This is a genomic window from Bradyrhizobium canariense, assembly GCF_019402665.1.
GTDB lineage: Bacteria > Pseudomonadota > Alphaproteobacteria > Rhizobiales > Xanthobacteraceae > Bradyrhizobium > Bradyrhizobium canariense.
Map to the genome: position 1 here is coordinate 104,830 of NZ_VSST01000089.1, position 21,231 is coordinate 126,060.

The 21,231-nt window shown below is 64.7% G+C and carries 22 protein-coding genes and 1 pseudogene; 13 read left to right on the forward strand and 10 right to left on the reverse strand.

What is annotated here, in order from left to right; all coding sequences use genetic code 11:
* Positions 1-9 precede the first annotated feature (9 nt).
* A complete protein-coding gene (locus FXB41_RS37450; protein WP_007600562.1) occupies positions 10-417 on the forward strand; it encodes a DUF4864 domain-containing protein in 408 nt (135 codons plus the stop codon).
* Here FXB41_RS37450 and FXB41_RS37455 read toward each other — a convergent pair.
* Positions 414-1,679 (reverse strand): MFS transporter, encoded by a 1,266-nt coding sequence (locus tag FXB41_RS37455; protein WP_219685347.1) that lies wholly within the window; start codon positions 1,677-1,679, stop codon positions 414-416. The genes FXB41_RS37450 and FXB41_RS37455 overlap by 4 nt on opposite strands.
* Positions 1,680-1,831: 152 nt before the next feature.
* Here FXB41_RS37455 and FXB41_RS37460 point away from each other — a divergent pair, with 152 nt between their 5' ends.
* From FXB41_RS37460 to FXB41_RS37495, 8 genes are all read left to right on the forward strand, one after another.
* Positions 1,832-2,278, forward strand: coding sequence for a hypothetical protein (locus FXB41_RS37460; RefSeq protein ID WP_219685348.1), 447 nt, complete (start codon positions 1,832-1,834; stop codon positions 2,276-2,278).
* Between the two features lie 79 nt (positions 2,279-2,357).
* Positions 2,358-2,642, forward strand: coding sequence for a hypothetical protein (locus FXB41_RS37465; RefSeq protein ID WP_219685349.1), 285 nt, complete (start codon positions 2,358-2,360; stop codon positions 2,640-2,642).
* 9 nt (positions 2,643-2,651) lie between these two features.
* Positions 2,652-4,073: a TolC family protein gene (locus FXB41_RS37470; RefSeq protein ID WP_219685350.1), complete on the forward strand. Its 1,422-nt coding sequence runs from the start codon at positions 2,652-2,654 to the stop codon at positions 4,071-4,073.
* A gap of 13 nt (positions 4,074-4,086) precedes the next feature.
* Positions 4,087-5,424: a copper oxidase gene (locus FXB41_RS37475; protein WP_219685351.1), complete on the forward strand. Its 1,338-nt coding sequence runs from the start codon at positions 4,087-4,089 to the stop codon at positions 5,422-5,424.
* A 35-nt stretch (positions 5,425-5,459) separates the two neighbouring features.
* Positions 5,460-5,918, forward strand: a complete 459-nt coding sequence (locus FXB41_RS37480) for a cupredoxin domain-containing protein (RefSeq protein WP_219685352.1) — start codon at positions 5,460-5,462, stop codon at positions 5,916-5,918.
* Positions 5,919-5,929: 11 nt separating this feature from the next.
* Positions 5,930-6,232, forward strand: a complete 303-nt coding sequence (locus tag FXB41_RS37485; protein ID WP_219685353.1) for a copper-binding protein — start codon at positions 5,930-5,932, stop codon at positions 6,230-6,232.
* A 375-nt stretch (positions 6,233-6,607) separates the two neighbouring features.
* Positions 6,608-8,749: a flagellar biosynthesis protein FlhA gene (flhA, locus tag FXB41_RS37490; protein WP_219685354.1), complete on the forward strand. Its 2,142-nt coding sequence runs from the start codon at positions 6,608-6,610 to the stop codon at positions 8,747-8,749.
* Between the two features lie 294 nt (positions 8,750-9,043).
* The gene (locus tag FXB41_RS37495; protein ID WP_007600553.1) at positions 9,044-9,244 is read left to right on the forward strand and encodes a hypothetical protein; all 201 of its coding nucleotides are present in this window, start codon (positions 9,044-9,046) and stop codon (positions 9,242-9,244) included.
* Positions 9,245-10,238: 994 nt separating this feature from the next.
* Here FXB41_RS37495 and FXB41_RS37500 read toward each other — a convergent pair.
* The 5 genes from FXB41_RS37500 to fliI form a co-directional block, all read right to left on the reverse strand.
* On the reverse strand, positions 10,239-11,198 hold the full coding sequence (locus FXB41_RS37500; RefSeq protein WP_007600550.1) for a helix-turn-helix transcriptional regulator: 960 nt from the start codon (positions 11,196-11,198) through the stop codon (positions 10,239-10,241).
* A 351-nt stretch (positions 11,199-11,549) separates the two neighbouring features.
* A complete protein-coding gene (locus FXB41_RS37505) occupies positions 11,550-12,605 on the reverse strand; it encodes an anti-sigma factor (protein ID WP_219685355.1) in 1,056 nt (351 codons plus the stop codon).
* A gap of 37 nt (positions 12,606-12,642) precedes the next feature.
* Complete coding sequence (locus FXB41_RS37510; protein WP_007600547.1) at positions 12,643-13,188, reverse strand: sigma-70 family RNA polymerase sigma factor; 546 nt, start codon at positions 13,186-13,188, stop codon at positions 12,643-12,645.
* A 179-nt stretch (positions 13,189-13,367) separates the two neighbouring features.
* Positions 13,368-13,787 carry a flagellar export protein FliJ gene (gene fliJ, locus FXB41_RS37515; protein ID WP_007600546.1) on the reverse strand — a complete coding sequence of 140 codons (420 nt, stop codon included), beginning with the start codon at positions 13,785-13,787 and terminating at the stop codon, positions 13,368-13,370.
* Positions 13,788-13,908: 121 nt separating this feature from the next.
* Complete coding sequence (gene fliI / locus FXB41_RS37520; RefSeq protein ID WP_219685356.1) at positions 13,909-15,234, reverse strand: flagellar protein export ATPase FliI; 1,326 nt, start codon at positions 15,232-15,234, stop codon at positions 13,909-13,911.
* A 415-nt stretch (positions 15,235-15,649) separates the two neighbouring features.
* Between fliI and ctrA the strand changes: the two genes are divergently transcribed.
* The 4 genes from ctrA to FXB41_RS37540 all read left to right on the forward strand — a co-directional run bounded on the left by ctrA (position 15,650) and on the right by FXB41_RS37540 (position 18,510).
* Positions 15,650-16,351 carry a response regulator transcription factor CtrA gene (gene ctrA / locus FXB41_RS37525; RefSeq protein ID WP_007600544.1) on the forward strand — a complete coding sequence of 234 codons (702 nt, stop codon included), beginning with the start codon at positions 15,650-15,652 and terminating at the stop codon, positions 16,349-16,351.
* A 166-nt stretch (positions 16,352-16,517) separates the two neighbouring features.
* Positions 16,518-16,922 carry a DUF350 domain-containing protein gene (locus tag FXB41_RS37530; protein ID WP_219685357.1) on the forward strand — a complete coding sequence of 135 codons (405 nt, stop codon included), beginning with the start codon at positions 16,518-16,520 and terminating at the stop codon, positions 16,920-16,922.
* A 1-nt stretch (position 16,923) separates the two neighbouring features.
* A complete protein-coding gene (locus FXB41_RS41265; protein WP_246649495.1) occupies positions 16,924-17,346 on the forward strand; it encodes a hypothetical protein in 423 nt (140 codons plus the stop codon).
* A gap of 3 nt (positions 17,347-17,349) precedes the next feature.
* The gene (locus tag FXB41_RS37540; protein ID WP_219685359.1) at positions 17,350-18,510 is read left to right on the forward strand and encodes a glutathionylspermidine synthase family protein; all 1,161 of its coding nucleotides are present in this window, start codon (positions 17,350-17,352) and stop codon (positions 18,508-18,510) included.
* 45 nt (positions 18,511-18,555) lie between these two features.
* Here FXB41_RS37540 and FXB41_RS37545 read toward each other — a convergent pair whose 3' ends face one another.
* The 4 genes and pseudogenes from FXB41_RS37545 to FXB41_RS41270 all read right to left on the reverse strand — a co-directional run.
* Positions 18,556-19,428, reverse strand: a complete 873-nt coding sequence (locus FXB41_RS37545; RefSeq protein WP_219685360.1) for a CheR family methyltransferase — start codon at positions 19,426-19,428, stop codon at positions 18,556-18,558.
* Positions 19,425-20,621, reverse strand: a complete 1,197-nt coding sequence (locus FXB41_RS37550) for a protein-glutamate methylesterase/protein-glutamine glutaminase (RefSeq protein ID WP_219685361.1) — start codon at positions 20,619-20,621, stop codon at positions 19,425-19,427. Before FXB41_RS37550 ends, FXB41_RS37545 begins: the two co-directional genes overlap by 4 nt.
* Positions 20,622-20,696: 75 nt before the next feature.
* Positions 20,697-21,062 carry a response regulator gene (locus tag FXB41_RS37555; RefSeq protein WP_007600538.1) on the reverse strand — a complete coding sequence of 122 codons (366 nt, stop codon included), beginning with the start codon at positions 21,060-21,062 and terminating at the stop codon, positions 20,697-20,699.
* A 73-nt stretch (positions 21,063-21,135) separates the two neighbouring features.
* Positions 21,136-21,231: pseudogene (locus FXB41_RS41270) on the reverse strand (chemotaxis protein CheW); the annotation flags it as partial.

A 21,231-nucleotide genomic window follows, 5' to 3' on the forward strand; every position in this document is an offset into this window, starting at 1 on the left:
GAGCCTGTCATGCGCATCGCCGCCTTGCTGGTCTTTCTCAGTGTCGCCTTCGGTCCGATCTCGGCGCGTGCCGACGATGTCGCGACGGCACAGGATATCATCCGCGCCCAGGAGCAGGCATTCGGCCGCGACGACGCGCGCGCGGCCTATTCCTACGCCGCACCGGCGATCCGGGAGATCTTCCCCGCGCCCGACATCTTCATGTCCATGGTGCAAAACGGCTACCCGCCGGTCTATCGGCACAAGAGCTTTGAATTCGGCGACAGCAAGAGCGAGGGCAGCCGCATTGCCCAGCACGTCCATATCATCGATGCCAATGGCGAGGCCTGGGAAGCGCTCTACACGCTCGAGCAGCAGGCAGACGGCAGCTACAAGATCACGGGTTGTTCGCTGCTGAAGGCGGGACAGGCAGTCTAGGTCGCAAAACCTGGACCGGTCCTGACTGCATTCATCCGCGAGCGGATCAGCAGCGTCAGCACGATGCCGATATTGAGCGCGTTCCACGCCACGCCGTTGGCGAACGCCGCTGCATAGGAACCTGTCGCGTCGAAGATGACGCCCGAGACCCAGCCGCCGAACGACATGCCGAACACGGAGGCGAAGATCACGATGCCGACGCGGGTTGCGGCCTCGCTCGCTGGCATCGCCTCGCGCACGATGATGGCATAGCTCGGCACGATGCCGCCCTGGAACAGGCCGAACATCGCGGAGATCAAATAGAGCGAGGTCAGGCTGTCGAAGAACAGGTAGAATACGAGCGCAAAGCCTTGCGCCAGGGCGCCGATCAGAAGCGTCGGGATGCCGCCGATCTTGTCGGCGAGGTAGCCCGAGCCGATCCGACTGACGATGCCGCAGGCCATCATCAGCGACAACATCTCGGCACCGCGCGCCACGCCATATCCGAGATCGCCGCAATAGGCGACGATATGCACCTGCGGCATTGCCATGGCGACGCAGCAGGAGATGCTGGCGATCGAGAGCAGCACCGTCAGCGTATTGGTCGAGAGCTTGAGGTCGACCCGCGGCGGCGCTGCATTGGCATGATCGTGAACCTTGTCGTCGCCCATCTGCGCGCGCAGGACCAGCACCAGGATGGTCATCAGGCTGACGCAGACGAGGCCAATGCCGATGTGAGTGAAGCGCCAGCCGATCGTCTGCATGCCCGTGCTCACGAGCGGCGGCCACATCGTGCCGGCGACATAATTACCGCTCGCGACGATGGTCACGGCCAGGCCGCGATAGCGCTCGAACCAGTGGGAGGCCTCCGCCATCAGCGGCGCGAAGGTCGCCGACGTGCCGAGTCCGATCAGGAAATACGCCGCCACGAACTGCCAGAGTTGGGTCGATAGACCCGCCAGCACATTGGCGACGCCGAGGAAGGCAATGCTGATCGCCATCGCCGCCACGATGCCGAACCGGTCGGTGATCCTGCCGGCGATGACGCCGCCAAGCCCGAAGCCGAACATCATCAGCGTGAAAGCCAGCGACACCGCGCCGCGCGTCGCGGAGAATTCGGCCTGCACCGCGGGAATCATCACCACGATCGCCCACATGCCGACGCCGCCGATCGAACCGATCAGAAGCGCAATGACCAGGCGCATCCAGGCCTGACGCGAATCAGGGGTGAATGTTTCAGGTGTTTGTCCCGATTGATTTGGCGCGTGCACGGGCGGGACCATGGCCCGCGGATCGCCACAGGGTCAACCATTGTGGCGCGATATTGGGCATGCACGGTGCACTGCGGTAAGAAGGAGCTTGGCGAACGCGCGTTTTGTCATTATTTTGCAAATCAGCGCGTGCAACATCGCCGCGCGAAGGGCATGTCGGCGGAATGTTGCTGCGATTGACACGATCGATGCGGATCAGGGTGGGGCGTGTGATTGCCCTTGCCTATCTGTTCTGCGTGCTCGCGCCGGCCGCAAGCCTCGCCTGGGGTAGCGGTCCAGCACCGTGCCTCGACGACGCGCTCCTCGCCCATCTCGTGCCGGTGCATCACCAGATGCAGGCCGGCCACACGCATGACGGCGCCTCGCATGACCACGCCGGGCCGCATGCGCATCACCAGACCGCCGCGCAGGACGCGCCCGCCGTCCCTCATCATCACGACGGCAAGGGTACGCCGGGACCGTGCTGCGCGATGATGTGCGTGAGCGCGCTGCCGGCCGACCTGCCCAGCGTCGTAAAGCCGCTTCAGCCGGTTTCCGCCTGCTCGCCCGAGATCGTGGCCAGCCTGCACAGCGCGGCGCCGCCCCTGCACTACCGCCCTCCCATCGTCTGATCTGACGCGCGACGACGTCAGGCCGAGCGCGCACCCGCGCGCGCGAACCTGTGGTCTCCAGACAGATCAGGGATGACTCATGCTTACGCTTACCGGGGCGAAGTCCGCCGCTGCATCCGCGGCGCGGGGACGACACTTTCGATTCCATTGGCCGCTGCTGGCCGCGACGGCATTGGCGCTGTCCGGCTGCGTGCCGGCAACGACACAAGTCGCGGGCGCTGATCCTGCCGATCCCGCGACCAAGGTCGCGCGCGCCGGCTATCATTCGACGATTGCGCCCTACACCAGCCTGCGGCCTGCGACGCCGGCACCATGGCGCGAGCGCAACGAGAACGTCGCGCCGCAACCGAAGCAAGACCGGTAGGAGCGCGTCATGACACACCGTCTCGCGCCAAGCCTGCTCGTTCTTGCCTCGCTCGGCTTGTCGGGCTGTGCCGCCTTCTCGCCCGACAGCGGCATGAATGCCGTCTCCGAGCTGACGAGCCAGACCATCAACAAGGACGTCGCCTTCGTGCGGACGGCCGAGGGAGCCGGCGCGGTCGACGCGCGCGTTCGCCAACTGCTGTCGCGAACACTCAACCCCGAGACCGCGGTGCAGATCGCACTGCTCAACAACAAGGGGCTTCAGGCCGCCTATAACGAGCTGGCGCTGGCCGAGACCGATCTCGTCGAGCAGGGCCTGCCGCCCAATCCCGTGTTCTCGGTCTCGCGGATCTCGGGCAACGGCGCCAGCGAAATCGAGCGTCAGGTCGTCGGCGACATCCTCGCGCTCGCCACGCTGCCGTTTCGTTCGGAGATCGCCCGCGACCGTTTTCGTCAGGCGCAATTGCGCGCGGGTCTGGCGACGTTGCGGCTTGCCGCCGATGTCCGCCGCGTCTATTGGCGCGCCGTGGGCGGCAACGAGATGGTGGCGTTGCTGACGGATGCGAAGGCGACGGCGGAATCGACCGCACAGCTCGCGGTCAAGCTCGGCGAAACGGGCTCGATCAACAAGCTCGATCAGGCTCGTGAACAGGTGTTTTACGCCGAAACCACCGCCGACCTTGCCACCGCGCGACAGACGGCGACGAGCGCGCGCGAAAAGCTGGCGCGCCTGATGGGACTTTGGGACGGCGACCTCGACTTCCGCCTGCCCAACCGGCTGCCGCCGCTGCCGCGCCGGCCGCAGGCTTTGCCGTCGATTGAAGCCGACGCGGTCGCCCATCGCATCGACCTTCAGATCGCGCGGCTCGAGCTGACCGCGCTCGCGAAGTCGCTGAACCTCACGGAGGCGACGCGCTTCGTGACGCTGCTCGATCTCGCCGGCATCTCCCGCCGCACCCGGGATCCGGAAGGCGCGCCGTTCCGCGAACGCGGCTTCGACGTGCAGTTCCAGATCCCGATCTTCGACGGCGGCGAGGTGCGGGTGCGGCAGGCGGCGGAGACCTACAATTTCGCCTTCAATCGGCTGACCGAGCGCGCCGTGAACGTACGCTCCGAGGCGCGCGATGCTTACCGGATCTATCGCTCGGGCTACGACATCGCCAGCCACTATCAGCGCGAGATCATCCCCTTGCGAAAGATCATCACCGAGGAGATGCAGCTGCGCTTCTCCAGCATGCAGGTCGATATCTTCGCGCTGCTCAACGAGGCGCGGCAGCGACTTGCGTCGCTGCGCGGTGCAATCGATGCGAAGCAAAGATTTTTCCTTGCCCAGTCCGACTTGCAGACCGCCGTCAATGGCGGCGGCGCGCCTGCTGACGGCGACAATTCAACCACTCTCGCCGCGGCAGCGCCTGCCGATGGCGGTCACTGACATGGAGGCCAGCATGTTTTCCCGCCGAGGATTTTTGGGTAGCGCCGCGCTCGCCGGCGCATCCGTCGTCAGCGGCCGCGCGCAGGCCGCCTCCATTCCGGAAGCCCCGCACATGGACAAGGTAGTGATGCAGCCGCCACTGCACCCCATCAGCGGGCCGGACTATCGCCCCGTCGTCACGCTGAACGGCTGGTCGCTGCCGTTCCGGATGAACGGCGACTGGAAGGAATTCCATCTCGTCGCCGAGCCCGTGGTGCGCGAATTCGCCGAGGGCATGAAGGTGAATTTGTGGGGCTATAACGGCCAGTCGCCGGGCCCGACGATCGAGGCCGTCGAGGGCGACAAGGTCCGCATCTTCGTGACCAACAGACTGCCCGAATACACCACCGTGCACTGGCACGGCATGATCATTCCCAGCGGCATGGACGGTGTCGGCGGACTGACACAGCCTCACATCCAGCCGGGAAAAACCTTCGTCTACGAGTTCGAGATGAAGAAGAGCGGGACCTTCATGTACCACCCGCATTCCGACGAGATGGTGCAGATGGCGATGGGCATGATGGGCATGGTCGTCGTGCATCCGCGCGACCCGAACTTTCGGGCCGTGGACCGCGACTTCGTCTTCGTCATGAGCACCTATCGCGTCGATCCCGGCACCTATCTGCCGCAGGTCAACGAGATGACCGACTTCAACATGTGGACCTGGAACGCGCGGGTGTTTCCCGGCATCGATCCGCTGCCGGTCAGGCTCGGCGACAAGGTGCGCGTGCGCATCGGCAATCTCAGCATGACCAACCATCCGATCCATTTGCACGGCCACAGCTTTGCAGTGACCTGCACCGACGGCGGCTGGATTCCGGAGAGCGCGCAATATCCGGAGACAACCACGGACGTACCGGTCGGCGCTGTCAGGGTGTTCGACGTGCTCGCCGACAACCCCGGCGACTGGGCGTTCCACTGCCACAAGTCGCATCACACCATGAATGCGATGGGACACGACATGCGCAACATGATCGGGGTGTCGCGCAAGGATCTCGCCAGGGCCGTCGGCAAGCTCGCGCCTGACGGCATGGCGATGGGCTCGACCGGCATGGCGATGGGCAACATGGAGATGCCCGCGCCCGACAACACGCTGCCGATGATGACCGGCACCGGCCAGTTCGGCCCGATCGAGATGGGCGGCATGTTCACGGTGATGAAGATCCGCGAAGGCCTCGCGCGCGACGATTATCGCGATCCCGGCCCCTACCAATTCCCGCAAGGCACCGTCGCCTACGAGGTCACGCCGCCGGCCCCGGAGCCCGTGCGCCAACAACCAGGCGGGCCGCCGATGAAGAACATGAAGATGTGAGCGTTTCGATGAACCACCACCAACTGGAGATACCAATGAAGACGACGATCAAGCTCGGTCTGGCGCTGGCCGCGCTTTCCACCGCGCCGGCCTTTGCCCACGACCAGCACGGGCACGGCACCTTTTCGGCCGGCGAGCCCGGCGACCCCAAAAAGCCCGCGCGCACCATCGAGATCCTCCTGAACGAGATGGACTACGCGCCCGCCAGCATCGAGGTCAAACGTGGCGAGCAGATCCGCTTCGTGCTGCGCAATGTCGGCAAGGAGGACCATGAATTCCTGCTCGCCACCACCAAAGAGAATCTCGCGCATGCGGTGGAGATGAAGAAGCATCCGCACATGGAGCACGACGATCCCAACGGTGTCAGGCTCGCGCCGAGCAAGACAGCCGAGATCCTCTGGAAGTTCAGCAAGGCCGGCACGTTCGAATTTTCCTGCCTGATTCCCGACCACCGCGACTACGGCATGGTCGGCCACGTCACCGTGAAGCAATAAAGGAGAGTCCCATGAACCGCATCATTCGTATCGCCGCAGCGCTGGCGCTGACCGTCGGCCTTGGCACAGGTGCCTTCGCGGCCCAGGGCGCCGCGATCAGCGGCGAGGTCAAGAAGATCGACGAGGGCGCCGGCAAGATTACGCTCAAGCACGGGCCCGCGAAAAACCTCGGCATGGATGAACCCATGACCATGGTCTACCGCGTCAAGGACCCGGCCGTGCTCAAAGAGGTGAAGGTCGGCGACAAGGTGACTTTCGAAGCCGAGGAGGCGGCTTCGGGGTACATGGTGACCCGGATGGAGAAGGCGAAGTAGGCTGCCTCCACAATGGGTCATTCCGGGGCGCGCCTCTTGGCGCGAGCTATGATGCGCAATTGCGCATCTGAGAATCCATTTCTCCACGACGCCTGCGGCACGATGGATTTCGGGCTCCCGCTTCGCGCGCCCCGGAATGACGGCGTTAGAGCCCGAAATACCCCGGTCAGCCCCCATGCCGCAGCCTTTATTAACCGTTTGCTAACCATACACCCGGCAAGAATTGCCCAGTGGAGTCGAGTGTCGTCAGCCGCGTAGAACGGGGAGTGCCCTGTGGACGCCAGTGCGGTGCCTCACTTTCGGAACGGCGGCCCTTCGGCCGCCGCGCAGACATTTGGGGCGCGCGGACGGCAGTCGCGCGGAGGGGCAGCTACTATGGTCGACGTCACCGCGGGACAGGGCGTAGGCGGCACAAACGCCGGTTTCCCCACCCTTGCCGAGATCGGCAACATCCTCAAACGCGGCGATATCGCGCTGGCGCTCGGCGTCCTCACCATCCTGGTGGTGCTGATCCTTCCGCTGCCCGCGATCGTGCTGGACCTGTTCCTGGCGATTTCAATCACGCTCTCGATCCTGATCCTGATGACGTCGCTGTTCATCCAGGCGCCGCTGGAATTCTCCGCTTTCCCGACCGTCCTGCTGATCTCGACCATGCTGCGGCTGTCGCTCAACATGGCCTCGACCCGCCTGATCCTGTCGCACGGGCACGAGGGCACGGATGCCGCCGGTCACGTCATCGAGGCCTTCGGCAGCTTCGTGATGGGCGGCAATTTCGTCATCGGCATCATCGTCTTCGCCATCCTGATCATCGTCAACTTCGTCGTCATCACCAAGGGTTCGGGCCGCATCGCCGAAGTCGCCGCCCGCTTCCACCTCGACGCCATGCCCGGCAAGCAGATGGCGATCGACGCCGACCTCTCCGCCGGACTGATCGACGAGGCGGTCGCCAAGCAGCGGCGCAAGGATCTGGAGGACGAGAGCGGCTTCTTCGGCGCCATGGACGGTGCCTCCAAATTCGTCCGCGGCGACGCCATTGCCGGCCTTCTGATCGTCTTCATCAACGTCGTCGGCGGCATGATCATCGGCGTGGCGCAGCAGGGCCTGTCCTTCGCCGACGCCGGCCGCAGCTACACGCTGCTGACCGTCGGTGACGGCCTCGTCACCCAGGTGCCGGCGCTGATCGTTTCGACCGCGGCCGGCCTGCTGGTCTCCAAGGCCGGCGTGTCCGGCGCCGCCGACAAGGCGCTGATGAAGCAGTTCTCCGGATATCCGCAGGCGCTCGCGATGTCCGCGGCGGTCATGCTGGTGCTGGCGGCCCTGCCGGGCATCCCGACCATCCCCTTCCTGGCGCTCGGTTCCGGTGCCGGCGCGCTCGCCTGGCACGCCCGCAACCGCAATCGGGCGACTGCCAGGGCTGCCGAAGTTGCAAAGACCGCACCTGCGCCGGGAACGCCGGGCGCAGCCGGCTCCGCTGCGGCGGAGGAGCCGATCTCCGCGGCGCTGAAGATCGACGACCTCAAGATCGAGCTCGGCTATGCCCTGCTGCCGCTGGTCAACGGCCCCGACGGCACCGACCGCCTCACCGAGCAGATCAAGGCGCTGCGCCGCTCGCTCGCGATCGAGATGGGTTTTGTGATGCCGGCCGTGCGCATCCTCGACAACGTCCAGCTCGAAGCCAACACCTACATCATCAAGATCAAGGAGGTCGACGCCGGCACCGGCAAGATCTGGCCGAACCAGTTCATGGTCATGGACCCCGGCGGCAGCCAGGTGCAGGTGCCCGGCATCCACACCACCGAGCCGACCTTCGGCCTGCCCGCGACCTGGGTTGATGCCAGCCTCAAGGAGGAAGCCTCGCTCAAGGGCTACACCGTCGTCGATGCCGCGACCGTGCTCTCGACCCACCTCACCGAGCTGCTCAAGGCCAACATGTCGGATCTGCTCTCCTATGGCGAGGTGCAGAAGCTGCTCAAGGAGCTGCCGAAGGAGCAGGGGGAGCTGGTCAAGGACATCGTGCCCGGACAGGTCACCGTCTCCGGCATCCAGCGCGTGCTGCAGCTGCTGCTCGCCGAGCGCATCTCGATCCGCGACCTCTCGACCATTCTAGAAGGCATCGCGGACTCGCTCGCCTTCTCGCGCAATCCGGCCACCATGGTGGAGCACGTCCGCGCCCGCCTGGCGCGGCAGATCTGTGCGCAGAACACCTCCTACAGCGGTTATCTGCCGCTGATCGCGCTCTCGGCGCGGTGGGAACAAGCCTTTGCCGAATCCATTATCGGCCAGGGCGAGGAGCGCAGCCTCGCGATGCAGCCCTCGAAGCTGTCGGAGTTCATGACCGGCGTGCGCGAGGCCTTCGAGCGCGCCGCGCGTGAAGGCGAGGCCCCGGTGCTGGTCACCTCTGCGGCAATTCGTCCCTTCGTGCGTTCCCTGGTCGAGCGGTTCCGGGCGCAGACGACCGTGCTGTCGCAAGCTGAAATCCACCCCAGGGCGAGATTGAAAACGGTCGGAAGCATCTGATTTGCCTTAAGAAGCCGTGTGTTTTTCGGCCACAGGCAAATGGTTTTTCAGTTTCTGGCGCCTTGCCGATCAATGGCCGGCAAGGCGCCCGGCAGACACATTACAGCTTTGAAATAATTGCCAAATTGCACGATCAAGGATCGTTTTTGATCGCGGCTTCTCACGTCCTGTCACGCTCTTGTGATCGCCTCTTGGGAACGAATCCCCCCAATACTAGGTTGTTGGGCACCGGAAGCATGAACCTGCCCAAACACGCAGGCGACTACTTCGGGTAGATGGCGGCAGGAGCCTTCCATGAACCACTCGATTTACAGCGCAGATCGCTCGACCCACCTCAAGATCGTGGTTGTCGCGCTCGTTGCCGGCATCGCGGTGGCGGGCCTCGGGATCACCGCGCGTACGAGTTCAGACGAAGGCCTGACCCAGACCGCTCGCGTCATGAAGGCGGGCAAGCCGATCGCCATCACCAGCTCGAACGTTTCCCTCGTTCGCTAAGGAGATTTGAGTTTCAGGAATTCACGCGGCTCTTTATCAGCCCCCCAAAGTCGCCACGTGGATATGTAGACGACCCCAACCCCAAGTCGACTACAGAAAGCGCCCGCCCCCCACGGGCGCTTTCTCATGTCTGGGGTATGTCGTCATCGTGAGCGCACGCGCGTCCAGCTCCGTCATTGCGAGGAGCTCTTGCGACGAAACAATCCAGAATCCCTCCGCAGAGACAGGCTGGATTGCTTCGCTGCGCTCGCAATGACGGAATCTGTGGGTGGCAGCGTCGCTCTTTAAATTCGCATCTCACTCGCAGACACACCTTCGCCATCTCGCGGCTTGTTCGCCCGAGCTTTGCTTCGTCGCCTCACCCCCGAATGAAAGAGGGCGCAGGGAAGACCGGGTGCCGGCTGGCACCCGCGGTCCACTGTGCGAGATTGTCGTAAGAACATTGCACAGCGGCATACAGGTGAAGCCTGAACATCCGGCCTTCCCTGCGCAGTGGTTTTACGGCTTATGTCGTGCTCTCCCCGGGGAGCGATGCACTATTGCCCCCGTCGCCTTGCGGATGGCTGACGCGTGTGCCCGGTTGAGCCACCACATCACCGCAACGCTTGGCGCACAGACCCCGGGCGCCAGGACCACACGATTTTGCCGTACGCCGATCACACCGGTCGTGTGCGCGACGGCTTCACTCACGGTTGCCCGCCCTTGCGAAGCCCTTCGCGCCGATGTGACTAACGTCCACCGCCGTCCGGCCCGCGTTCGTGACGATCGCGATACGCCCCTCTTCCTTGGGCCGGAGTGAGGCGAAATATACGCAATTCCGAAATTCGGTGAAGTGGAATATTTTGAGCCACGCGGGTTGACCGGCAGCTTGGGTGTTTTGCCCGACGGGCAACGCGATATCTTGTAGCCCGGATGAGCGCAGCGATATCCGGGGTGTCTCCGTGAGCGGCCCCGGGTGTCGCTTCGCTCACCCGGGCTACGCCTTCGGCGCGGCTCAGGCCTCGCGCAGTTCCGATGGCGTCGCGGCAAAGCGCTTGCGGAAGGCGCGGTTGAAATAGGACAGATCGGAGAAGCCCGACGAATGCGCGATGTCGCTGATCTTGCGGGTCCTGGCGCGAGGATCGCTGAGCAGCTTGCGCGCCTGCAGCAGGCGCTGCTCCAGCACGAATTCGGTGAAGGTCGTTCCGGCCTGCTCAAACAGGCGCTGTGCCTGGCGCGGGCTCAGGCCCGAGCGCGTGGCAATCTCGGACAGGCAGAGATCGTTGCGGCCAAGTGCAGCCATCACGTCGGCGCGCATGAGATCGAGACGGGCCGCCGCATGACCTCGCCCGCGCGCAAGACTTGCATGCTCGGCGTCAGTCCCGAGCAGGAGCCCGACGAGATCGACCATGTGCTGCGCGGTGAGGCGCTGGCCGACGGCGTCGAGATGCGGCGCGTGATGGGCCGCAAGGGAGTGGTAGCGGAAGATCGTCTCGGCGACCGCGCCGTCCGAGAGCACTTGCGACAGCTTGTCCTCGGCGCGTGGACTGATGTCGAGGAGTGCGCGGCGCGGCATGCGGATGGTGGTGAAGCGATCTTCCTCGGTGTGGCCCACGGTGCCGGTGATGCCCATGTCGACGAGCACCATCTGCGCGGGCGCAAGCTCCACGGCATGGCCGTTCTGCCCAACGCGGACGAGACCCGCGTGTGCCGCGATCAGGACGAGATCGTCGCTGCCGTCGGCAAGGTGGCTCTGGGTGCGTGAATATTGCGCGGAGGCGCCTTCGGGAATGGCGAGTGCGATATTGTCGACCACGCTGACTTGGAGCCGGCAATCGATGCTGTCGCCCCGGCTCGGCCCGATATCCAGGCCGCAGGCCCCGAAAGTCCGCTCGCGCCAATGTTCGAAGGCCTGGCCGTGTGGCAGCCCCGCATATTGGTGAATGAAGATGCCCGACGTTTTCGCTGCATCCATCTGATTTCTCGCCCCTCTCCGGCGCCATGCTTGGGGGCGCCGACTGCAAATTCCGGGCATTTGACGCCACGAAACGGATGGAGGTTCAAATCGGGGGAGGATTCGGCGGGAATTGTCGGGATGCGACGGAGAGGTGGACGGTGGCGACAGAAACCGATCAGGCATTGCCACGACGATGTTGAAGCGTCCAATGCCCCCGGTGTCGTCCTGGACAAGCGAGCAGAGCGAGCGCCGATCCAGGACCCATTACCCCGGGATTGAGTGGTTGCTCACCCGTGTGGCCACGGCTCACTCTTGCAACAAGCTCTTGGGGTAATGGGTCCTGGCTTTCGCCAGGACGACAATAGAAACCTACTTCTTCGCGGGCGCCTGCGGCTGTGACGGCGGCACGGTCTCGATCAGCTTGCCGGAAAATATGGGCGCCGAGGTCGGCTGGCCATTGGGCGAGCCGCCCGCCTGCTCGACGGTGACCGCGTAGGTCGCGCTGTTGACGACGTCGGCATCGTACGAACCGAGCACCGGTCGTGCGGTGAAATCGCCGGCGCCGATCACGCCGAGCGAGCGCGGGCGCGGCAGCTTGTCGGAGATCAGCCAGAGCTCGAAACTCTTGCCGGGCTCCGGTGTCGCGCCCACTTTGCGCACGGTGAAGTTCTTGGTCGCACCGTCGATGGTGAGGATGAAGGCAGGACCTCCGCCCTGGCCCTGCAACAGCGCGACATATTGCGACGACACCGGGAGCGGCGCCGGTGTCTTCACCTCGACCGTCTGGATGCGTGGCGCCGGTCGCAAGCCGCCCGGGAGCGCCTCGGGCTGGAATATCTGAAGCGACAGCGTCACGAGCAGCGCGGCCGCGAGCGCACCGACGGCGGATGCGATGGTGCGCCAGCGCTTCACGCGCCCCTCGAGCCGGATCACGTTACTGTTGTCGGCAACCGGCGGCGGTGGCGTACGCGCGACCTCCGGGTCTGGCGCGTGGACCTGCGGCATGAAGATCGGCACGACATCGGGAAGCGCATCGGGCGCCGGTGGCGTCGTTTCGGGCTGCTCCGCTTCGGGAGGCTGCGGCGCCGGTTGCTGCATATTCTCCGACGGCACCGGCGGAGGCACGGTGTCGGGCGAGGAAAACTCCGGCACAGGTGGCGGCGCTGCGTCCGGCAGCGCTGGCGGATCCTGCGCAAAGCCCGTCCGCGCGAGCTCGGACCTGATGTTCTCCCACACGATCGGACGCGGCTCGATCGAGCCGACCATCTGGTTGAGGACGCCGAGCCGGAATGCCCACGCCTGCACGACATCGGCGAACGCCTTGTCCACCGCCATCATGGTCTCGACCTGCGCGCGCTCGCCGGCGTCGAGCGTGCCGAGCGCATATTCCGCGGCGAGCGCGATATGGTCCTCCGTGTAGGCCATCACTTGCGATCCAGACTCGCCCTCACCGTCCAAGCCCTCATAGCCCGAGACATTCGCGAATATCCATCATGCTGCGCCGAAGCCACGTCTTCACCGTGTTGACGGGCGCCGCGAATTTCTCCGCCAATTGCTCGCGGCTCCAGCCGTTGTAATAGGCGAGAAGCACGAGCCTCTGACGGTCCGGCTCGAGCCGGCCGATACATTCCAGCAGCCGCCTCAATTCCTCGGTCATCTCGCGCCGCGCCAACGGATCGGGGCTATCGCTTGCGACTTCCATCGCCTGCGGCTCTTCCTCGATGGAGACTTCCGTCTTCTTACGCACGACGTCGATGGCGCGGTTGCGCGCGATCGACGCCATCCATGTGATCGGCGACGCGAGAGCGGGATTGAACTGGCCGGCGCTGTTCCAGATCTTGACGTAGGTCTCCTGAATGACCTCCTCTGCGAGATCCTGTCGGCGCAAGATACGGAGCACGACGCCATAGAGTTTCGCGCGCGTGGCGACGTAGAGGCGCTCGAACGCGGCCTGATCGCCCTGCGCCACTGCCCCAATCAGCCCGACCAGCTCTGCTGGCGTCAGCATTCAGCCCCCCAATGCGCGGCCCGTCGCATTCCGCGCAGGTCCTGGCACGCCGCCACCATAGCGCGCGACAAAGCCGACCACCAAGGGGGCGCGGCGGCACACTGTGGACAGCACATGCAAAAACCCGGACCTTTGGGGTCCGGGTTCTGCAAATTCTCGCAGGTCTGGCGGCTAGCGCCTCAGGCGACGGCGCCCATGCGGGCACGCATCAGGCCGATGCTGTCGAGATCGGCCTGCTCGCGGGCGTTTTCCTCGGCGCGTTCGCGGGCCTGATCGCGCTCGTCGAGGAGCTCGACCTTCTTCAGCTCCTCGAAGGCTTCGGCCAGCGCTGCCTTGGCCTCGTCGAGCTGGCCCTTCAGCTCGTCGGCCGAGCGGGTCAGGTTCTCGCGACGCTGGATGGCAGCCTTGGCATAGGTCGGATAGGCGAAGTGCGAGGGATCGTTGATCCCGGCGCGCTCCTGCTCGGTCGAGATCTCGCGTTCAAGATCGGTCGACATCCGCTGGAAGTCGGCGATCATGGTCTCGATCTGGCTGACCCGGCGGCGCTTCTCGTCGACCTGAAATTTCTTCAGGCGGATGAGGGTATCACGTGACTTCATCGACTCGTACTCCCCAGAAGTCCCTTGGCTGCACGTGGGACAACACCGGTCTCCCCACAGGCCCGACGGGGGCCAAGACCGGCTCTGCTACTCTGTGGGATGGGATGATGACCGGACAAAGTTAGCGTTCCGTTTCCAAATCACCGAGGATTTGCGCCAACTGGCGGTAGCCGTCCGCCAGCGATGCATTTTCGTCCTTGCGCTGGCGCAGGAAGGCCTCCAGCGGCTCGTGCAGGCGGATCGCCTCGTCGACCTCCGGGCTGGAGCCAGCGCGGTAGGCGCCCAGACGGATCAATTCCTCCATGTCGGCATAGGTCGCCATCACCGCCCGCGCCTTGTGGATGGTCGGCCAGAACTCCGGGTCGGCCGATTTCGGCATGGTGCGGGAGACGGATTTGAGGATGTTGATGGCGGGGTAGCGGCCGCGCTCGGCGATCGAGCGCTGCATCACGATGTGGCCGTCGAGGATGCCGCGGACGGCATCCGCAATCGGCTCGTTATGGTCGTCGCCATCGACGAGCACCGTGAAGATCGCGGTGATGGCGCCCTCGCCCAGGCCCGGACCGGCGCGCTCCAGAAGCTTCGGCAGTTCGGTGAACACGGTCGGCGTGTAGCCCTTGGCGGTCGGCGGCTCGCCCGCGGACAGACCGATCTCGCGCTGGGCCATGGCAAAGCGCGTCACCGAATCCATCAGGCAAAGGACGTCCTGCTCCTCGTCGCGAAAATATTCGGCGATCGCAAGCGTCAGATACGCGGCTTGGCGGCGCATCAGCGCCGGCTCGTCGGAGGTCGCGACCACGACGACGGAACGCGCCAGGCCCTCCTCGCCGAGGTCGTCCTGCAGGAATTCCTGCACCTCGCGGCCGCGTTCGCCGATCAGCCCGATGACGCTGACCGCGGCATCGACGTTGCGCGCCAGCATCGACAGCAGCACCGACTTGCCGACGCCGGAGCCTGCGAAAATGCCCATGCGCTGGCCGCGGCAGCAGGTCAGGAACGTGTTCATCGCGCGCACGCCGAGATCGAGCGGCGCGCCGACGCGCTTGCGCGAGTGCGCCGGCGGCGGCGAATTGCGGTACGGCATCGGCGCCGGCCCCTGGGGGAGCGGCCCCTTGCCGTCGATCGGCTCACCCAGCGCATTGACGACGCGGCCGAGCCAGGCCGCGCAAGGCCGCACCTGATTTGCGGCATTGGCGATGACGGCCTTGCAGCCGCGCCGCACGCCGTCGAGACCGGCGAACGGCATCACGACGGCGTTGTTGCCGGAGAAGCCGATCACCTCGCAGGGGATGGAACGGTTGCCGCCGGTCTCGATCACGAGCCGCGCGCCGACCGACATCGCATGGATCGGGCCGGCCACCTCGACCATCAGGCCGCGCACGCCGACCACACGGCCATAAATATTGATGCCGTCAATGTCGCCGATCTGTTCGGCAAGAGCCTTCACAAGAGGGCCTTCATGAGGTGATCGCCTTCATAACCCGGGGTTTCGTGGCGAGAACCTTAAGTTTCGCCATATTTCTGAACGGCGCTTAACTTCGTGTTTACCCGCATCGTTAATCATTGCGTCACTGTCTTTGTGACTGAGCGTGGCTCCCCTTCAGAAGAAGGCTGAGTCGCGGGAGTCGGTTAGGCCCGTCTCTTAAAGTGGAACTTGAACGCAACCGGATAACGAAAGCTGCTTCGCACACAAGACCTTAGGGCGATTCGACGAAAATTGCATCTACAGGGCTTGCGTTCCAGAATCAGAATTTGTTAACCATCTGTTGTCAGGATCCGAATCAGTTGTTCAAAGGCGTTTTGTTGTGTGCCGCGAATGCGGCCGACCTGACGCCCAGGAGCGGCGACTATGGGGAACTGGCATGCGCGTTTTGCTGATTGAAGATGACAGCGCCGTCGCGCAGTCGATCGAGCTGATGTTGAAGTCTGAGAGCTTCAACGTCTACACGACCGATTTGGGGGAAGAAGGCGTCGATCTCGGTAAATTATACGATTACGACATTATCCTTCTCGACCTCAACCTGCCCGACATGTCCGGCTACGACGTGCTCAAGCAGCTCCGGGTCTCCAAGATCAAGACACCAATTCTGATCCTCTCCGGCCTCGCCGGTATCGAGGACAAGGTCAAGGGTCTCGGCGTCGGCGCCGACGACTACATGACCAAGCCCTTCCACAAGGACGAGCTGGTTGCCCGCATCCACGCGATCGTGCGCCGCTCCAAGGGCCATGCCCAGTCGGTGATCCAGACCGGCGATCTCGTCGTCAACCTCGACACCAAGACGGTGGAAGTCGGCGGCCAGCGCGTGCATCTGACCGGCAAGGAATACCAGATGCTGGAGCTGCTCTCGCTCCGCAAGGGCACGACCCTCACCAAAGAAATGTTCCTCAACCACCTCTATGGCGGCATGGACGAGCCCGAGCTGAAGATCATCGACGTCTTCATCTGCAAGCTCCGCAAGAAGCTCGCGAATGCCTCCGAAGGCCGCAACTTCATCGAGACCGTGTGGGGCCGCGGCTACGTGCTGCGCGAGCCGCACGAGGTCGAAGAGCGCATTCCCGCCTGATCGGTTTACTGCGCAAGCCCCAGGGCTTGCTCCTCCCAGCCTGGACCCCGCCGCAAATGGCGGGGTTTTGTTTTTTGGGGGATGCGACCGGAGCCTTATCGTCCTTGCGCCATTGAACCGCTATCCTTCCCCCGCCGACGAATGGTCGCTGCACGATGGGGGAACGATGATCCTGCAATCACTCGCCGGCCTGCCCGCCTTCCTGGTCTATTTCTGCACCGGGCTCATCGCGATCGTGACGTACCTGTTCGTCTACACCCGCATCACGCCCTACAACGAATTCCAGCTCATCCGCGACAACGAGCCGGCCGCGGCGATCGCACTCGGCCTCAGCCTGCTCGGCTTCGTGGCGCCGCTGGTCAGCGCGATCGCGCATTCGGCCAATGTGCTGGATTGCCTGATCTGGGCGCTCGTCGCGCTGATCGTGCAGATCATCGTGCTCTTTCTGGTGAGGGTGCCCGTGCCGAATCTGCCGGCTCGGATCGCGGCCGGCGAGCTTGCGCCTGCGATCTGGCTCGGCCTGTCCTCGCTTGCCGCGGGGCTGCTCAACGCCGCCTGCATGATCTACTGACATGGCCGACAAGCCCTCCAAAAAGGAGTTCGGCAAGCGCCGGCCGGCGGCAGGACCGCCGCCTGCACGACAGCCGGTGAAGCGCTCCGGCCGTGTCGCGCTGCTGGTGATGGGAACGATCGCGGTCGGCACCACCGCCTACACGCTGATGCCGCGGCAGAATTGCGAGCCCTCTGCTACCGGGGCGATAGTCCCCGGGGCGACGGTCCCCGGGGCCGCGCCGGTGCAGGCGAGCACCGCCTGCAGCAGCAGAAGCAGCTCGTCGGGCGGCGGTGGCAGCTCGCGCTGGTCGTCGCGATCGAGTTTCTTCAGCAGCGACTCCTCGAGCCATTCCTCGTCCGGAACGTCGTCCGATTCAGGCTCCGGCGGCGTGAGCCGCGGCGGCTTCGGCTCGTTTGGCCATGGCTTCTCCGGCGGCGGCTGACCCATGCGACGCATCGTCTGCCCCGAGCGCGACGACTGGCGGCAGACGGCCGAACAATGCGGCTTCGCCTTCCACACCATCGAAGGCGAGCGCTATTGGGACGAGCGCGCCTACTACGCCTTCACGCTCGACGAGATCGAGCGCGGCATCGAGACGCCGACCGGCGAGCTTGACGCGATGTGCCTGGAGCTTGCCGGCCGCGTGATCGGCGAAGAGCGCCATCTGCAGCGCCTGAAAATACCGGACGCTTTCTGGAGCTTGATCGCCGAGAGCTGGGCACGAGACGACCGCAGCCTCTATGGCCGGCTCGATCTGAAATTCGACGGCAAGGGACCGGCAAAGCTGCTCGAATACAACGCGGACACGCCGACCTCGATTTTCGAAGCCGCGGTGTTTCAATGGACCTGGCTCGAACAGGCGATCGAACGCCGCATCATCCCGTCGCGCGCCGACCAGTTCAACTCTATCCACGAACGCCTGATTGAAGCGTGGAAGCGGATTGCCGCAGGGCGCCATGTCCATTTCACCGGCACCACAGGCAACGAGGAGGATGCCGGCACGCTCGCCTATCTCGAAGACACGGCGCGCCAGGCTGGACTGGCGACCACGCTACTCGACATCGAGGCGATCGGCTGGCGCGATGATGCCGGCGGCTTCGTCGATCTCGACGACCGCGACATCGCGCTCGCCTTCAAGCTCTATCCCTGGGAATGGATGTTCCACGACAGCTTCGGCGCAAAGCTCAAGGACGCAGCGACACGCTGGATCGAACCGCCGTGGAAGGCGGTGCTCTCCAACAAGGGCATCCTGCCGCTGCTCTGGGAGATGTTTCCGAACCATCCCAATCTGCTGCCGGCGTTCTTCGAGGACGATCCGCGGGCCGCCGAGCTCGGCAGCTCCTATGTGCGCAAGCCGCTGCTGTCGCGCGAAGGCGCCAATGTCACGCTGGTGTCGGGCGGAATGCCGCTCGACGAGCAGGCAGGACCCTACGGCGCCGAAGGATTCGTGCGGCAGGCCCTCGCGCCCTTGCCGAACTTTTCCGACTTCTATCCGGTGGTGGGAAGCTGGCTGGTGGATCACGAACCCTGCGGCCTGTCGATCCGCGAGGACGAGAGCCCGATCACCGGCAACGGCTCGCGGTTTCTGCCGCATGCGATCTTGTGAGGTGCGCTCGTCTTCCCTTCTTGTGGGAAAAGGGAAGAACGCATCTCACCGCGCCGCTGCCACCTTCAACGACGGCGGCATCAATCCGCCCATCGGGCGGCCGGAGCGCGTTGGGTTGAGCTGATAGAGACCACGACGTTCGGCGATCGGGCGGAACGCGTCGGTGATGCCGACGACGGATTCGGCGGCGCCGAGCAGCAGCGTACCGTCGGCTTCCAAAACCTTCGCCATGCGCTCGAAGATCACGGCCTTGGTGTCCTGGTCGAAATAGATCAGCACGTTGCGGCAGAAGATCACGTCGAACGTGCCGAGATGGGAGAAGTCCTGCAACAGATTGAGCTGGCGGAACTGCACCATCGCGCGGATGTCGGCATTGAGCTGCCAGACCTCGCCCGCTTGCGTGAAGTATTTCATCAGGTGCTGGATCGGCAGGCCGCGCTGCACCTCGAACTGGCTGTAGACGCCGGCCTTGGATTTCTCCAGCACCTCCTGCGACAGATCGGTGGCGACGATCTCGATGCGCCATCCGGCGAAGGCAGCGCCCATCTCCTTCACGCACATCGCGATCGAATAAGGCTCCTGTCCCGTCGACGACGCCGCCGACCAGATGCGCAGCGACTTGCGCGCCGCGCGCGCCCGATGCAGCCCCGGCAGGATCGTTTCGCGCAAATGATCGAACGGGATCTTGTCGCGGTAGAAGAAGGTCTCGTTGGTGGTCATCGCTTCGACCACGTCGCTCGCAAGCCGCCCGTCGCCGTTCCTGATCTTCAGCACGAGATCGGGAATCCCGCTAAGGCTCGCCTTGCGAGCCAGCGGCAGCAACCGGCTCTCGACCAGATACTGCTTGTCCGGGGAGAGATCGAGGCCGGAGCGCTCTTTCAGGAATTTGCGTAGATAGTCGTAGTCAACAGGCGTCACGAACGGTCTCCCGCAAAGAGGCGATTGACCCTGGCGCCGATCTGGTTGAGCGGCAGGATCGCCGCGCAGATGCCGGCATTGGCGGCTGCGCCCGGCATGCCCCAGACCACGCTGGAGGCTTCGTCCTGCGCGATCACGCTGCCGCCGGCGGCGACGATGTCCTTGCCGCCGCGCATGCCGTCCGAGCCCATGCCCGTCAGGATCACGGAGAGGATGGCGCCATGCCAGATGTCGATGGCGGAGGTGAACAGCGGATCGACCGCGGGCTTGCAGAAATTGACGGCGGGACCGTCGTCGAGCGCGATCGCCACGTCGGCGCCGCTGCGCACGACGCGCATGTGCTTGCCGCCCGGCGCAAGATAGATGCGGCCCGGCTTCACCGGCTCGCCATCGACGGCTTCGGCTGCCGGCTTGCGGCTCGTGCGTGCCAGATGCTCGGCGAGAATGGTGGTGAAGGTCGGCGGCATGTGCTGGGTGATCAGCACCGGGACGCGGTCGATCACGGCGCCAAGCTCGGCGACGAGCGCCATCAGCGCCTGAGGACCGCCGGTCGATGAGCCGATCAGCAGCACCTTCGGTGCCTGGGTCGAGAACGGACGCGTGGACAGCACCGAGGACGACGACGGCGCATGCACGGCCGGAGCCGGCGCGGCAGGCCGCGCGACAACCGGTCCACGTGCGGCCGGGGCCGGGCTCGCAGGCGCCAGCGGCGGGCTCGCAACCGCGGGCTTGCGGCGAAGCCGTGCGCCGAGGTGGCGGATTTTCTGGATCAGGTCGTGGTGGAAGATGTCCGCAGCCGACGCCTCGCGCGTCGATTCCGGCTTCGGAATGTAGTCGGCGGCGCCGAGCGACAGCGCCTTGAAGCTGATCTCCGCGTTACGGCGGGTCAGCGTCGAAGCCATGATGATGACGAGATCGCGCTTCTTCGCCAGGAGTTGCGGCAGCGCCGAGATGCCGTCGAGCTCGGGCATTTCGATATCGAGCACGGCAACGTCGGGGTTGATGCGTTCGATCTGGTTGACCGCCTCGAGCCCGGTGCGCAGCGAGGCCGCGACCTCCATGTCATGCTCGGCACCGATCCAGCGCGAGATCAGACCGCGAATGACGACGGAGTCGTCGACGATCATCACCCGCAAAGGCCCGGCTTCCCGCGACGAGCCCGGGGTCGAATTACCTGCGAACGCAACACTCATTACTCACCAACTCAGACTGAAACGGTCAGTTGAAGACAAACGCCGAAGGAGCCGTTCAGCCTCCGGGGCGGTCGCTCAGATAAGGCCGACTTCCTGGAATTTCGCCGTCACGATGTCCTTGTCGAAGGGCTTCATGATGTACTCGTTGGCGCCGGCGTGCAGCGCGCGCGCGATATGCGCGACGTCGTTCTCGGTGGTGCAGAACACCACCTTGGGCTGGTCGCCGCCGGGCATGCGGCGGAGATGGCCGAGGAACTCGTAGCCGTCCATCACCGGCATGTTCCAGTCCAGCAGCACAGCGTCGGGCAGGCCGCGCTTGCAGGCCTCCAGCGCCTTCTCACCGTCCTCGGCTTCGAGGATCTGGAAGTCGAGGCCCTCCAGGATCCGGCGCGCAACCTTGCGGATGACGCTGGAATCATCAACGACGAGACAAGTTCGCATGTGAACCTCTGCTTCTCCCCGCTTTTGCGGGGGCACTTCCAATTGCAGGTACGTCGGCGGATGTGCCGGCGTATCAGGCCGCCATCATCTCGGGCGCGAGCTCGAGGACGCGGTCGACGTCGAGGACGACCATGAGCTGGCCATCGAGGCGGTGGACACCGCCGGCGAG

What these genes read in the sequence shown, in the direction of transcription:
- FXB41_RS37470 (WP_219685350.1), top strand. Translation starts at nt 2,652, where the DNA reads ATGACACACCGTCTCGCGCCAAGCCTGCTCGTTCTTGCCTCGCTCGGC.
- ctrA (WP_007600544.1), top strand. Translation starts at nt 15,650, where the DNA reads ATGCGCGTTTTGCTGATTGAAGATGACAGCGCCGTCGCGCAGTCGATC.
- FXB41_RS37540 (WP_219685359.1), top strand. Translation starts at nt 17,350, where the DNA reads ATGCGACGCATCGTCTGCCCCGAGCGCGACGACTGGCGGCAGACGGCC.
- FXB41_RS41265 (WP_246649495.1), top strand. Translation starts at nt 16,924, where the DNA reads ATGGCCGACAAGCCCTCCAAAAAGGAGTTCGGCAAGCGCCGGCCGGCG.
- flhA (WP_219685354.1), top strand. Translation starts at nt 6,608, where the DNA reads ATGGTCGACGTCACCGCGGGACAGGGCGTAGGCGGCACAAACGCCGGT.
- FXB41_RS37460 (WP_219685348.1), top strand. Translation starts at nt 1,832, where the DNA reads ATGTTGCTGCGATTGACACGATCGATGCGGATCAGGGTGGGGCGTGTG.
- FXB41_RS37450 (WP_007600562.1), top strand. Translation starts at nt 10, where the DNA reads ATGCGCATCGCCGCCTTGCTGGTCTTTCTCAGTGTCGCCTTCGGTCCG.
- FXB41_RS37550 (WP_219685361.1), bottom strand. Translation starts at nt 20,621, where the DNA reads ATGAGTGTTGCGTTCGCAGGTAATTCGACCCCGGGCTCGTCGCGGGAA.
- FXB41_RS37505 (WP_219685355.1), bottom strand. Translation starts at nt 12,605, where the DNA reads ATGGCCTACACGGAGGACCATATCGCGCTCGCCGCGGAATATGCGCTC.
- FXB41_RS37465 (WP_219685349.1), top strand. Translation starts at nt 2,358, where the DNA reads ATGCTTACGCTTACCGGGGCGAAGTCCGCCGCTGCATCCGCGGCGCGG.
- FXB41_RS37475 (WP_219685351.1), top strand. Translation starts at nt 4,087, where the DNA reads ATGTTTTCCCGCCGAGGATTTTTGGGTAGCGCCGCGCTCGCCGGCGCA.
- FXB41_RS37530 (WP_219685357.1), top strand. Translation starts at nt 16,518, where the DNA reads ATGATCCTGCAATCACTCGCCGGCCTGCCCGCCTTCCTGGTCTATTTC.
- FXB41_RS37455 (WP_219685347.1), bottom strand. Translation starts at nt 1,679, where the DNA reads ATGGTCCCGCCCGTGCACGCGCCAAATCAATCGGGACAAACACCTGAA.
- FXB41_RS37500 (WP_007600550.1), bottom strand. Translation starts at nt 11,198, where the DNA reads ATGGATGCAGCGAAAACGTCGGGCATCTTCATTCACCAATATGCGGGG.
- FXB41_RS37480 (WP_219685352.1), top strand. Translation starts at nt 5,460, where the DNA reads ATGAAGACGACGATCAAGCTCGGTCTGGCGCTGGCCGCGCTTTCCACC.
- fliJ (WP_007600546.1), bottom strand. Translation starts at nt 13,787, where the DNA reads ATGAAGTCACGTGATACCCTCATCCGCCTGAAGAAATTTCAGGTCGAC.
- FXB41_RS37485 (WP_219685353.1), top strand. Translation starts at nt 5,930, where the DNA reads ATGAACCGCATCATTCGTATCGCCGCAGCGCTGGCGCTGACCGTCGGC.
- FXB41_RS37510 (WP_007600547.1), bottom strand. Translation starts at nt 13,188, where the DNA reads ATGCTGACGCCAGCAGAGCTGGTCGGGCTGATTGGGGCAGTGGCGCAG.
- FXB41_RS37555 (WP_007600538.1), bottom strand. Translation starts at nt 21,062, where the DNA reads ATGCGAACTTGTCTCGTCGTTGATGATTCCAGCGTCATCCGCAAGGTT.
- FXB41_RS37495 (WP_007600553.1), top strand. Translation starts at nt 9,044, where the DNA reads ATGAACCACTCGATTTACAGCGCAGATCGCTCGACCCACCTCAAGATC.